This window comes from Nostoc sp. NZL (assembly GCF_015714705.1).
Taxonomy (GTDB): domain Bacteria; phylum Cyanobacteriota; class Cyanobacteriia; order Cyanobacteriales; family Nostocaceae; genus Nostoc; species Nostoc foliaceum_A.
The window spans coordinates 114,304-127,845 of record NZ_WBKL01000207.1; the positions used below are offsets into that span (position 1 = coordinate 114,304).

Consider the following 13,542-nt stretch of genomic DNA (forward strand, 5'->3'; position numbering starts at 1 on the left):
GTGAAATTAATTGCTTATATTCATCCCATTCGCACTTATGTACCCTGCACAGGAATAGGGCGGCATATGAACCAGATGCTGCTTGGGCTTGCAGAACGAAGCGGGGTTGAGTTAGAGTTGCTTTTCTTCAAACAATGGCTAGGGAGTGATGGTAAGCTTGATCCACTCAGCCCATTGCGCGAATTACCTAAGCGTACTTTCCCTACAGTAGAAAATTCCACTGAGCGTACATGGAAACTACTTGGCTACCCGCGTGTGGATAAATATTTGCCAGATCAGGCTGACTGGCTCTACGCTCCGATGGAAACTTATATTCCGGTCTCAAAATGCCCCGTCGCTGTTACGATTCACGACATACAAGCATTTGAAACTAATTTACCTTGGTCACATACTTGGCATCACCGATTTTTTCGCTACAAGTGGGAGCGTTGGGTTCGGCGTGCTTTAGATGAATGTAGGGTGGTGTTTACTGTCTCAGAATTTTCCCAACAAAGAATGGTAGAACTTTTGGGTGCAGATCCACAAAAGATTGTGGTAGTGGGAAATGGTGTTGAGCAATCTTTCTTTGACATTGCTTCAGCTAATCCTGCTGACTGGAAAAGTCCCGTGGAAGCACCGTACATTATTATAGTCGGAGGTCTGCGGCAGAAAAAAGGAGGTGATTATGTCTTAGCTGTTGCTGATAATCTGCGTCGACGCAAGAGTAATCTGTATATTGTTGTGGCTGGTGCTTCAGAACCTGGTTATGTTGAAGCAGTTAAAGCTCACTCACATGTGACCTTACTTGGTAAAGTTCCAGATGAAGACTTACCCCGTTTGATGCACAAAGCATCTTCTTTCCTCTTCCTTTCTCCTTATGAAGGATTTGGCATACCTGCACTAGAAGCAATGGCTGCTGGTATTCCAGCTATTGTAGCTAATAAAGCCTCTTTGCCAGAGGTGGTTGGAGATGCGGGTATTGTAGTTAACCCAGAGGCAACAGATGAGATTGTAGATGTCTTAATAGAAATTGATCGTAATTCACATCTTCGGAAAAAATATATTGAATTAGGAAAAAAACATGCAGCGCAATATACTTGGTCGCGCTGTGTAGACGGCATAATCACTGCATTCAAACAATTTGCGTAATGCTATTAACAAATAACAAAACCACTATACCTTCAACACAGAAGGCAGAATATGTCCAATTTGGTAGTGGGCTATGCGCCCCTAGCAAATGGTTGAACTTTGATTCCAGTCTTGCACTGCGCTTACAAAAGCTACCTCTGGTGGGCAAGCTAGTCCCTTCTGGTCCTTTTGGAAGATTTCCACAAAATGTGAAGTATGGGGACATAGTGAAAGGGCTACCCATCCCTGACAATAGCGTTGAACTATTGTATTGTTCACATGTTTTGGAACATCTAACTTTAGAAGATCTGCGTAAGTCTCTAGAAAACTGTTACCGATATCTTAAACCTGATGGGATATTTCGTTTGGTTGTGCCTGATTTAGAATTTATGGCTCAACAGTATGTCAAATCAACATCTCCTGAAGCTGCGTTAGAATTCATGCGTGTGACCTGGTTAGGAAAAGAGCATCGGCAACGTAGCTTACCTTCTTTTTTCCAAGAATGGATTAGTGGAAGTCAGCACCTTTGGATGTGGGACTATAAATCACTCTCAGTTGAACTCGAAAAGGTGGGCTTTAAAGATATCCGTCGAGCTTACATAGGAGATTCTGGTATTTCTGCTTTTAGCAAGTTAGAAGATATGGAGCGCTGGGAGAATGAACTTGGGATTCAATGTCGAAAGTGAATATGGCTCTAAAAGTTGTTTTTTGTTGGTCTGATATCTCTGGTTACATGGCAGCCTGCTGGCGAGCTTTGCATCAAACACCAGAAATTGATGTATTTGTCATTGGCTTTCAAGCTCGTACTGAAACGGCATTCTCTGATCAATTGATGCAGGGTATTCCTTGCCGTCTCTTGGATATAAAAGAAAGACAGGATGCAAATTCAATCAAGCGTTTAGTGTTGGCAGAATCTCCAGATGTGGTTGTTCTTTGCGGTTGGTTGCATAAACCTTATCGTCAGTTGGCGTTTGCTTCCGAATTAGGTAAAACAGCCTTAGTTATGACTATGGATACCCCTTGGTGGGGTACGTGGAAACAACATTTAGCTCCTTGGTTTCTCCACTCCTACTTGCAACGTATAAATAGTGTTGTTGTTGCCGGAGAGCGTAGTTGGCAATATGCTTCACGTTTAGGAATTGAACCGGCAAATATAGCGCATGGAGTTTATGGTATTGATTATGATGTTTGGTCACCATTGTGGGAACAACGCGTCCAGTCCCAATGGCCGCGTTCATTTTTATTTGTCGGTCGCTACGTTCCGGTTAAGGCAATTGATGTCCTTGTAGAAGCCTACCAAATTTACCGTTCTCAAGTATCCAATCCTTGGACTTTGGTATGTTGTGGACAAGGAGCATTGGAATCACATCTTTTGGGAAAACCAGGAATCGAGAATCGAGGATTTTTACAACCATCAGAAATGCAAGCCGTATGGCAATCAGCAGGAGCTTTTATTTTGCCCAGTCGATTCGATCCTTGGCCGCTAGCTTTAGTAGAAGCTGCTGCGGCTGGGTTACCTATTATTTGTACTGATGTTTGTGGTTCTGCGGTTGAGATAATTCGACCTTGGTATAATGGCTTAGTTGTACCAAAAGAAGAGCCAAAAGCTTTAGCTAAGGCAATGCTGACTTTACAGCAACACTATGCTGAATTACCAACTTGGGGAAAGCGATCGCAACAATTAGCAGCACCTTACGCTGCCAATATCTGGGTAACTCGTTGGCAGGAATTGTTATACAACTCATACGAGATGAAAACAGTCAAGCAAAATACGAGTAATCTGGTTACTGAAAATCTGGCATGATTTTTCAAGCATGACTTCAGATCCTATTAGCAAACTTTTTGACCTGATTTTTAGCCCTTATGGCATATTGGGTATTATCATCGGTCTTTTTATCTTAGATAAAGCTAGACGCTCCCGGCGTTTAGCTTGGCTATTATTCGCTTTTTGTTGTTATGCAACTTCGTTAGCAAAATTTCAGGACGAGTGGATAAAGGAACCACCACCTCTAGTTTTTCCTTTGCAACAGTTGCGCGATATGGGTCGTCCCCTGACAATAGTTCTCCTCGCCTCGCTGCTCCTACTGGGAATCCAAACACAGAAAGGATGGCGGCGGATAATTATTCCACAGCCAGTCTATTATCTGCTCGCATTTCAGGTGGCAGTTTTTTTTAAGGTTCTAGTCTATGGTGACGTAAGTTTTGCATTACTTTCGCTAATTACATTTGGGGCAATTGTGCTGATGTTTAAGTTAGGGCCTTCCCAGTGGTTGCAGGATGAATACAATTTCCACTTGGGTGTTTGGTCACTTGCAATGACTGGTGTCATCTTTGCTATTACCTGTGCTTATCAAGGAAGATTTGATATGTATGCAATGACATTTGTACAAGGAAGATTCCTGGGAACTACTGGTAGTTCACAACATGCAGCTGCTTTGTTAGCAGGCACCATTCCCTGCTTCATGTTTCTCATTGAAAGCCATAAAAAATGGGACTGGATAAAAGCTTTTTGGATCACTCTTTTACTTGTTGTTGCATACTTTTTATTTCTAACAGTTTCTCGTACTGGCGCAATTATGGGAATTAGCTCTATTTTATTTTTCTATCGTAATAGATCTGGTTATTTAGTACGCATAGGCTTGTTTGTTGGTGTTTTGTTGGGCGTAATCTTTTGGTTCATAAGTCCAGATATAATTATCCAAAACACACCAGCAAGCAGTAGGTTCATTTCACGTGGAAACACACGTGAAGAAGCTTGGGCTGGTATGTGGAGTGGTTTCATGAGTAGCCCACTGTTTGGTTCTCCTTTGCAGGGAGGACGTTTGGTTTTTGGAGAGAATTCGTGGTTAGCTGCTGGAGACACTACAGGATTGATAGGATTTATACCTATAGTTCTGATGGGGCTGGGCTGTTTGAAGATGATGTTTGAACTTCATAAATTAAGTAATAAAAAATCTAATTATTTTTTGCATAGTAGTACTGTTATAGCTGGTTTGGCAGGTCTTTTGGTAGGAAGCTTTTCAGAAGCTCTTCTTTTGGGTAATCTATCTTTTCCTGTCTTTTCACTACTGATGTATTTATCGCTCGGAAAGTATTTACTTGATTTGGATGATGTACACAGTAAATACTTGTTGTGGCAAAAAAATCAAAATTAATATTTTTTAAATCAATTTTATTTGTATGTATAATTGATTCTAACATTTGATTTATTGTTAATGAAAGTTCTCCACGTTATTCCTTCTATCACAAAAGTGCGGGGTGGCACGAGCCAAGCTGTTTTAGACATGGTAAAGGCATTGCAAATAATTAATGTTAATGCCGAAATTGCCACTACTAACGATGATGGCGATAGTTTACTTGATGTCCCGCTTTGCAAGCGTATTCAGTACAATCATGTTCCAGTTTGGTTTTTCCACCGCTTTTCACCCAATATCAAAGCTCTGAGAGAATATGCATTCACTGGTGACTTGACACAGTGGCTTTGGCAAAATATTTCTCAGTATGAGCTTCTACATGTCCATGCTCTTTTCTCCTATCCATCAACGATCGCAATGGCCATCGCCCGTCTGAAAAATATCCCTTACATAGTAACCCCACATGGCTTACTATGTGAGTGGTCTTTACAACAAAGTACACGTAAAAAGCAAACCTACCTTAGACTTATAGAACAAGCAAATCTTGAAAGCAGTCAGACGATCCACTTTACCTCTGAGAAGGAACAGCAAGAAGTTTCCTCAATTGGACTGCACAAACCTAGTTTTGTGTTACCCTTGGGAATATCTTTACCAACCAAAATTTCTGATGCTGGTCAGCGTCTGCGGCAACAGTTTAACATTTCCCCAGACGAACCTGTGATTTTGTTTTTGTCTCGGCTGCATTATAAAAAAGGTTTAGAGTATCTGATTCCGGCTCTGAGCAAACTGACTCATCACCGATTTACTTTTATACTTGCAGGTAATGGCACTCCAGATTACGAAGCTCAAATAGAATCTTTGCTTGTTAAGAGTGGATTGCGCGATCGCACCCTTGTCGTGGGATTTGTCGAAGGTGAAACCAAAGATATATTAATGCAAGGCTCTGACCTTTTTGTTCTGACTTCTCATTCTGAAAACTTTGCTGTCTCAGTTTTAGAAGCATTAGCTGTAGGTGTTCCTGTTTTGGTGACTCCTGGTGTAGCTCTAGCTTCTGTTGTCAAACAAAACCAACTAGGTTATGTTCCAGACTTGGATGTGGCAGCGATCGCTGAAGCTTTAGAAGATTATTTAAATAATGCTCAAATCGCTCAAAAGATGGGTGAGCGAGCTCGTCAACTTATATCGGAAAAATACACTTTGGAAAAAACAGCCTTGCAAATGCAACAGATTTATCAAACTTTTCTACAAAAAGAATTTCTTCCTACTTTTCTGTAAAAGTTATTGATAGATAGATATATATTTACATACATACATAAATTAATTATTGTCTTCAAGCTTCTAGTAATCAATAAATTTAGTTCTTCAGTACTTAATTATTCCAAATTATCAGTTAAAAAGAGAAAACAATATTAATAAGTGTATCGAAAAACCCCTAGAAATTCTACCATCCTTGATATTTGGAGATAAATGAGTATTTGTAGAAATTAAAATACTGAAAAACCATAAATTTAGTTTCCTGCAATTGTTTATGTATTTATATTTATGCTAGATAAAATTACCCCATTAATTCTAACTTACAATGAAGCACCTAATATTAAGCGAACTCTAGAAAAACTAACTTGGGCAAATCAGATTGTTATTGTTGACAGCTATAGTTCTGATGAAACTCTAGAAATCATCGCATCCTACCCTCAAGTTAAATTATTTCAAAGGAAATTTGATACTCATGCTACACAGTGGAATTATGGTTTATCTCATATAAAATCTGAGTGGGTACTATCTCTAGACGCAGATTATATTGTTTCAGAAAAACTGACTGACGAAATCAACGAATTACCTGAAGATTCACCGATAGATGGTTATTTTATCAGATTCAAATATTGTGTTTTCGGTAAACCTCTAAGGGGTACAATACTTCCTTCTCGACAGGTTCTTTTTAGAATCAATAAATCTATTTACATTGATGATGGTCATACCCAACTATTACAACTTAAAGGTAAATCAGCAATGTTATCTGGCTATATTTACCACGACGATCGTAAACCTCTTAGCCGTTGGTTATGGGCGCAGGATCGCTACATGGTAATTGAAGTCGAGAAGTTATTGGATACTCCTATAAGCGAACTAAGTTGGGGCGATCGAATCCGCAAACAAAAACTTTTTGCTCCTTTCATTATCCTTTTCTACTGCCTGATTTTCAAGGGTGGGATTCTTGATGGCTGGCACGGTTGGTACTATGCATTTGAGCGTGTATTAGCAGAAATTCTTCTTGCAATTCGTTTGATTGAAGTCGAACAATTAAAGCAAAAAGCATGATGAGAAGGTTTCATTGGCTACGCAAAAAATATTTGATTTTAACTTTAGCAAGTTCTTTTCTCTCACTACTGCTGATCGTTCCCGTGCGTTTAGCTATTTATTCGCGATCTAGGACGCTCCCTACTTTGGATTGTCACAGGTCTTACAGAAACGAGTCTTCAGTCTGTTATTGATATACTATAGTATGCGTCTAGATTCGTACACGGTCGGTGATTATATTCCTGGCGCACCTTATTGGAAGCAATTTCTGTGGTACTTTTTAGGTTCACCCTTAGTACAAAGTCGCTTGCTTCCCATGTCAGGCTTAAAAGTTTTGCTACTTCGTATTTTTGGAGCAAAAATTGGTCAAGGTGTTCGTATCAAGCCAGGAGTTCGCATCAAATTCCCTTGGCGATTGATAGTTAGCGATTATGTATGGATTGGAGAAGATGCTTGGATTGATAACCTTGCTCTAGTCACCATTGAAAGTCATGTATGTCTATCTCAAGGCGTTTATCTATGTACTGGTAATCACGATTGGAACCACCCTGATTTTCAACTGATTACTGCACCTATTCATATTCAAGAGAGTAGTTGGATTGGAGCCAAGGCAGTAATTGGCCCCGGAGTTACCGTTGGCCAGGGAGCAGTGCTTACCTTAGGGGGAGTAGCTAGTAGTTCTTTAGAGCCGATGACAATTTATGTGGGTAATCCAGCTCAAGCTATAAAGCAACGGAAATTGTAAGTAGAGAGTGTTGTGATATCCTCCCCCACTGCATTGGGAATGCCAAATGCAGTGGGGGTATGACTCAAGTAGTTAAGGGTGTTGCAGCTAATCACAGGAAAATCCCACAACCAACAATGCAAAAGAAATACACTCTACTCCCTACTGCTGTAAAGACGCGATTAATCACGTCTCTAAGTACTCCCCATTTTGATGTTATGGAGACAAGAACTTTGTCGGGTTCATGGCATCAGAATCTATCAGAGTCTTTTGGACCAGACCATTTACAATTTTGACAACATACACAGACCCCGCCCTTCTAGCACGTAAAGTCAGAGTTCCCAGTTTGTTATCAATTTTCACCCTCACATCGCGGTCATTGCCCACATTCGCCCAAGCAGTGACTAGCCAACGGTCTTCGCCGCTAATTTTGCGTGCTAGCACGCGAGCAGTTGGTACGGTAACAGGTCCCCATCTACCTTGTAATTGCTGTGTCTGACCTTCGGCAGGAAACTCCATTGCTGGCAATAGCTTAGTCCAACTTTGATAGGGATGCAGATTTGGCCCCGTCAAAAGGTCGCCTTTACGCAAGTACTCCTCCAAATGCGAGAACAATGCATGGGCGTGACCTTGTATTGTTAATTGCCGAATCAGTGTGGGAGTTGTCGCACCAATCGGCTTGTTATAGTTGAGTGCTTCCCACAATGGTCCACTGCATACGAAATACCCACCCACAGACCCGACGGCTCCTGCCGTATAGTAAGCCTTCATCATACCCATAAAGGTATCTGGACTGGAGATTGGTTGACCTGTGTAACCTTCCCAACCCATACTTACCCAAGGAGTAGTGAACTTCTGTCCCAGACTGATTGCCCCAGAAATATTATTCAACGCTTGTGTCAATGCGTCCCACGCCACGCCGGTATTGTACTCTATACCAGTCCAGCCAGAGTTATGAAAGTTGTAATACATTTCTGGGGCGGTATAATCAGATACGATTGGTTTGCGAGACGAGTCTAGGAAATTTTCGTACTTGAACATATACCATGCCCATCCAGACCAGCGACCACGCTCAGTACCGTATTGTTCCTGATACCATGAGTACGTTGGTCGAGACTGCAAGTTACTAAACAACTTCTCTTTAAGTACTCCTTCCTGTCGTGCTTTGTTACGAGATATGTAGGCAAACCAGTCATTCAGACCAGAATTATTGAAGTCAGCTTTTACTTGAGGGTCTCGTCCGAAGTACTGTTCAGGATCGTTGTCAGCAAGAATCCAAAGCCCAGACTCACCTTGGTTCATAACCAGTTTGATAGGCTGACCAGCAGTTCTCTCTAATTGACCTATGTATTTTCCATAGTAGTCGCCGATAATTTGAAATGCCTCATTTGGTGCAGCTGGACTTACTATTGGTCGGCCACCATTGAGAATGATGTTTCCATTTTTGTCACGTAACCAGGTGTTCGGCGGCAGCTTCGGTAGGTAGGAGTGTCGCCCATCGTAGTTATCATAAAATCTATAAACTTCTCCTACCATGACTACAGGTTGGTAGCGACCAGGATTAGCTTGGGCATATTGTGCCAAATTATCCGGTTGTATTGGTAGTCCATACCCCCAAGAGTTAGCTAATTCAATGTAAGTATCTTTCGATAGCCCACAATGCGCTTGACCCAAAGGTAATAGAGTATTGCCTTTTTTAAATACAGGTCGAGGCGCAGCCTTAAGATGATCTAATGGAGTCGATTGTGAAGTGAGGGTTTGAGCATGTAGTGGCGTATTTACGACCATACCGAGAGTCACCGCAAAGCTAAGCGCCGAAGAAATACTCGAGCGCATTGAACGTAGATGAAGCTTTATCATTAAGTCTCCTCACACCTTACAGTAGTAATAATCTGTTTTGTTCCTTGATCAGTCAAGGGTAATTTCTCTTACTAAACATCTCCGAAAAGCTCAAAACAACTCTCTGACTACCTTAGAGCGTTTTATTTGAAAATTTAAAATTATCCCAATTATGTAAAGATAGAGATCAGCTAATCGGTATTTAAGCTGCATGCATAGACGCTTCAAAATAATCTGGCTGTTAGCGAAGGGATACACGGCAGTATAAGTTGCAAAAGTTACACGGTATATTTCCGGGTTCGATTTATATAATCCCAGTATCGGCTCAATAATCAGGGGTAGCAGAGAAATATAAGGTGAGCGTGGTACACCAATGTCATAAAATATGACACATGACGCAAAAGCTTGTTTGGAGTGACAAGTCAGTAACAGAGTTACTGCAAGCGATTTATCACCGTTGATACCTTGGGGTTAGTCTTGCGGACCTTGGTCACGGCGGCCAATGTAGGTGAGCGTGAATTCTGATTGGATTGTCCACTCTCGTTTACCCCCTCAAACCCCTTCCTCTAGAAGTTTACCTAGACTTGTGTGTACACTGTAGCCTTAGCAAGGAGAGGGGTTAGGGGTGAGGTTAAAAAATGCACTTTATGCAAACGAGAACCGCTATATTTAAATTTTCAGATGATTTATAAATATTCAAAAAATACTTCAGGTACTAATTTGAATTCACCAGATTTCAAATGAGAGATATCTATCCATAACGCTCTATGTTTATGATTTTGTGATTCTGAAAAAACCAAACTTTCCAGTTGATAAAATTTTGAATCAGCAAAGTCACATTGATAAAGCTGAATGATTTCATGACCTTGCCTACCATTAAATGTAAACAGGTTCTCTATACAACCTAGATAATTAATATTCGTTAAATCTGCCTGAATTTCCTCTTGAAACTCCCGTTGTAAAGCGTTGCGGCTGGTTTCGCCAAATTCAACACCACCGCCCAAAGCACGATAAAATCTTTCTTGTTTTACAGGATCGTAGCCTTCAGAAAGAAATATGCGTTTGCCATCCCGAATTAGCCCCAAGGCTATTACTCGAATTTCGCCTGCTTTATTCATTTTTGTAACTAATTATCGTAAATAGACTGAGGACGACTTTCACTATCCTCAATAGGCCAATCTGGATTTTCGCCACCAATGTACAATTCTTCGATGGTGACATATTCCTGACTTAGCTGGCTGAGGGCGTTGATTAAAATATCCAGAGCGATCGCATCACTGGTTCCTAAGTCAAACCAACAACGCCCCCACTGACCCTCATATTCAAACTCACCGATGTTGTGCATCAGTGCTAGCAAGCTTTTGTCATACCCTTGCTCATCATAATTCATGTAGCTGATATCAAGTCCAGTGTCCTGCACCTGGAGATTCTCTGCATTAAATGCACCCAATTTACCCAGATAAAACCAGGAATTGAAAACTTCTTCTACATACTGCTTTTCACGCGCAGAAGGATTTGTGCTGAATTTCAGCCAAATCCACATATCAAAAGGATTAATTTCGCGGAACTGAATCTCCATGTTGGTCTCATATCTCAATTACTCTTCTGCAAATAAGCATATCAAAGTAGGGAGTGGGGAATAGGGAATGGGAGCTAAGGATTATTTAGGCTAGCAGCACTGCTGCGTTCACGCTCAATTTGTTTGACTAAATCACCTGGAAGTTGGGATTTTTTAGTCAATGCTTTGTCAAAATTAGCGATCGCTTCCTTGATCATCTGCTGGCTTTTTTCTTTTTGCCCCAGTTCTTTCAGGATTTGGGCTTTGAGATAGTAAATTTCTGGATTATCGGATGTGGTTTTGATCGCCCGGTTGACATACTCTAGTGCCTGTGGGTAACGTTTTAAATCCCGGTAAGCAAGAGCAATACCCCGATCCACTAAATACTGAGGAGAAGCATTTTGTTCTAACCGTCCAATTGCCTGATCTGGGCTAGCAAAAGGCAAATTAACCGCCAACAGTAAATCCATATAACCCTTGATTAAATTCAGTTCTGGATCGTTGGCAGAAATTGCTTCGGCTTTGTCTAAATATTCATAAACTTGCCGCAACCGACTAAAGGCTTGCGGCACACCGTTGACCGTTCCTTCACGGGTGAGAACTACTGCTCCCTCTAAAAAATGACCAACAGCAGTATATAAATTACCACGCAATGGATCACTAGAAATCAGTTTTTGTCCGGTTTCTAGAGTTTTCTGACTGTAAGTACTTAGTTTAGCCCAATCTTGATTACCGTATGCTAAAGATGCCTTCATGGCATAAGCTAGAGGTTCATTTGGCTCCTTGGATACTGCTTGTTCAAGATAACGCTCTGCTGCTGGATAGTTGCCCTGTTGGAAAATCGCTTTGAAAGCTGCTTCTGTTTGGTCGCCAATTTGATGAGGTTCGCTATTGCGAAATGGATCGCCAGCCAGGGAGGGACTTACCCACAGATTAAGTGCGATTGCCCAAGGGGCAACGCCAAAGGCGATCGCAGCGGCAAAAGCAGTCTGAGCAAGGGTAGTGAGTCTCGCAGACACTAATAATCTAGGCAAAGAAAACCTTTTAGTCATTTTAACCCTCAGAATAATTGCGGTTGAAATAGTTGTATGTGTTACTTAGAATGCAAAAAATGGTTAATTTTAACTTGCCTATGCTTCAACCAAAATTTTCTATATACAAGGTTGACTTTGGTAATGTTTCCATGTTCCCAGACTGGTTATAGCCAAAGTTTTAAGGGTGAGTCTGCCACAATGGAGAAAAATGTGGATGATTCTTGCTGCTAGATTAAGGTGTTAATCCTTTCTTTGAATTTTCCAGATGCTCTCAGTGTAGCTAATCAGTAATTTGCTGACTTTTTGGTAATCTTAACAAATGCTCTATCTCCGAAATCTAATTTATCATCCCACAGCTTGCCCAACAGCGATTCTCAAATCGATCAACTTGGAATTAGCACCCCAGCAGCTAGGTCTGATTATTGGCCCAAGTGGTTCGGGAAAAAGTACCTTACTAGAAATTTTATCGGGACTAGCCGAACCTACTAGCGGCGCACTCTTCTGGCGGGAACAAGAACTTATAGCCGAACAGTTACAACAGTTAGCTGGGTTGGTATTTCAATTTCCAGAACGGCACTTTTGTGGTGGTTCAATTTTAGAAGAATTGCGTTTAGGACATCCTGAGTTAGGGTCAGAACGAGTTAGACAGTCTCTGACAGAGGTTGGATTAGAGCATTTATCGCTTTCTGCTGCCCCTCATGCTTTGAGTGGTGGTCAGCAACGACGTTTAGCTTTAGCAGTGCAATTGATTCGCCAGCCAAATTTACTGTTGTTGGATGAACCCACCGCTGGATTAGATTGGTCAATGCGTCGGCAACTGGTAAATTTATTAGCGAAACTGAAACAAGATTGGACGCTGTTGGTAGTGACACATGATGCTGGGGATATGTTAGCGATCGCAGACCGTTGCTGGACACTCAACCACGGTGAACTACAATCAGTAGATCCAAAGACACTAGAATCCAAAGTCAAAGAACCTCTACCATCGGTGTAAGAAAAGAACAGGGGCACAAGAGGACAAGGGGAAAAGGAGAATAATTATGCCCAATGCCCAATGCCTCATGACTAATGACTAATGACTAATAACTAATGACAAACTTATTGCCTGAGATGGCAGAAATCTGGCAGCAAACTCTCAATTGGCAGCCAACTTTCCAACAGCAAGCACAATTTCAAAGGCTTTATGAGTTAATCCTAGAAGGTAATCGCCAACTAAATTTAACTCGGATCACTGACCCTCAAGAGTTTTGGGAAAAACATCTCTGGGATTCTCTACGAGGAATTGCACCGCTGTTATCAGCAAATTTATCCCCTGCTTCTCCTACTCTCATCGATATTGGTACAGGTGCGGGTTTTCCGGGTATTCCAGTGGCAATTACTGTACCTAATTGCACAATTACTCTTCTCGATTCAACTCGGAAAAAAATCACTTTTATCGACAATATCTTAACTGAACTTGCCCTGAACAATGCCAAAACTCTTGTTGGTAGAGCAGAAGAAATCGGTCAGTATCCCCAGCATCGACTAGCTTACGATATTGCATTGATCCGTGCTGTAGGGCCAGCCTCTGTTTGTGCAGAATATTCCCTACCATTGCTCAAGCAGGGAGGTTTAGCCATAATTTATCGCGGTAATTGGACAGAGGATGAAACAACAGCTTTGCAGAATGCGGTGAAGTTGTTAGGTGGCGTTATTGAATCAATTGAACAATTTACAACGCCCCTGAGTCACAGCATCCGCCACTGTGTCTATTTGCGTAAGGTAGCTACAACACCAGTTCAGTTTCCCCGTGCTGTTGGTGTACCTACTCAAAAGCCTCTTTGACCGAAGAGGCAGGGGAGCAGGGGGAAG

At 41.4% G+C, this 13,542-nt stretch carries 13 protein-coding genes; 9 read left to right on the top strand and 4 right to left on the bottom strand.

The genetic code is table 11. The annotated features are described in order from the left end of the window. From F8R90_RS30860 to F8R90_RS30890, 7 genes are all read left to right on the top strand, one after another. The gene (locus F8R90_RS30860) at positions 1-1,128 is read left to right on the top strand and encodes a glycosyltransferase family 4 protein (protein WP_196513886.1); all 1,128 of its coding nucleotides are present in this window, start codon (positions 1-3) and stop codon (positions 1,126-1,128) included. Then, complete coding sequence (locus F8R90_RS30865) at positions 1,128-1,793, top strand: class I SAM-dependent methyltransferase (protein WP_196513887.1); 666 nt, start codon at positions 1,128-1,130, stop codon at positions 1,791-1,793. Before F8R90_RS30860 ends, F8R90_RS30865 begins: the two co-directional genes overlap by 1 nt. A gap of 2 nt (positions 1,794-1,795) precedes the next feature. Then, positions 1,796-2,911 carry a glycosyltransferase family 4 protein gene (locus tag F8R90_RS30870; RefSeq protein WP_196513888.1) on the top strand — a complete coding sequence of 372 codons (1,116 nt, stop codon included), beginning with the start codon at positions 1,796-1,798 and terminating at the stop codon, positions 2,909-2,911. Positions 2,912-3,146: 235 nt separating this feature from the next. Further along, positions 3,147-4,262, top strand: a complete 1,116-nt coding sequence (locus tag F8R90_RS30875; protein WP_196513889.1) for an O-antigen ligase family protein — start codon at positions 3,147-3,149, stop codon at positions 4,260-4,262. A 60-nt stretch (positions 4,263-4,322) separates the two neighbouring features. Beyond that, positions 4,323-5,516, top strand: a complete 1,194-nt coding sequence (locus F8R90_RS30880) for a glycosyltransferase (RefSeq protein ID WP_196513890.1) — start codon at positions 4,323-4,325, stop codon at positions 5,514-5,516. 267 nt (positions 5,517-5,783) lie between these two features. Beyond that, positions 5,784-6,557 carry a glycosyltransferase family 2 protein gene (locus F8R90_RS30885; RefSeq protein ID WP_196513891.1) on the top strand — a complete coding sequence of 258 codons (774 nt, stop codon included), beginning with the start codon at positions 5,784-5,786 and terminating at the stop codon, positions 6,555-6,557. A 184-nt stretch (positions 6,558-6,741) separates the two neighbouring features. Further along, positions 6,742-7,281, top strand: coding sequence for a WcaF family extracellular polysaccharide biosynthesis acetyltransferase (locus tag F8R90_RS30890; protein WP_196513892.1), 540 nt, complete (start codon positions 6,742-6,744; stop codon positions 7,279-7,281). Between the two features lie 195 nt (positions 7,282-7,476). Here the strand turns inward: F8R90_RS30890 and F8R90_RS30895 are convergent, their stop codons facing one another. The 4 genes from F8R90_RS30895 to F8R90_RS30910 form a co-directional block, all read right to left on the bottom strand. Next, positions 7,477-9,120, bottom strand: a complete 1,644-nt coding sequence (locus F8R90_RS30895) for a hypothetical protein (RefSeq protein WP_196513893.1) — start codon at positions 9,118-9,120, stop codon at positions 7,477-7,479. A gap of 665 nt (positions 9,121-9,785) precedes the next feature. Further along, complete coding sequence (locus tag F8R90_RS30900; protein WP_196513894.1) at positions 9,786-10,217, bottom strand: NUDIX hydrolase; 432 nt, start codon at positions 10,215-10,217, stop codon at positions 9,786-9,788. A gap of 8 nt (positions 10,218-10,225) precedes the next feature. Beyond that, entirely contained in the window at positions 10,226-10,678 is a 453-nt protein-coding gene (locus tag F8R90_RS30905) for a DUF3531 family protein (RefSeq protein ID WP_190897349.1), read from the bottom strand. Positions 10,679-10,752: 74 nt separating this feature from the next. Next, positions 10,753-11,709, bottom strand: a complete 957-nt coding sequence (locus F8R90_RS30910) for a Sll0314/Alr1548 family TPR repeat-containing protein (RefSeq protein ID WP_196513895.1) — start codon at positions 11,707-11,709, stop codon at positions 10,753-10,755. 301 nt (positions 11,710-12,010) lie between these two features. On the opposite strand from F8R90_RS30910, the gene F8R90_RS30915 reads away from it, so the two are divergent. Both F8R90_RS30915 and rsmG read left to right on the top strand, forming a co-directional pair. Further along, positions 12,011-12,685, top strand: coding sequence for an ABC transporter ATP-binding protein (locus F8R90_RS30915; RefSeq protein WP_190897345.1), 675 nt, complete (start codon positions 12,011-12,013; stop codon positions 12,683-12,685). A 95-nt stretch (positions 12,686-12,780) separates the two neighbouring features. After that, positions 12,781-13,515 (top strand): 16S rRNA (guanine(527)-N(7))-methyltransferase RsmG, encoded by a 735-nt coding sequence (gene rsmG / locus F8R90_RS30920; RefSeq protein WP_196513896.1) that lies wholly within the window; start codon positions 12,781-12,783, stop codon positions 13,513-13,515. Positions 13,516-13,542 lie beyond the last annotated feature (27 nt).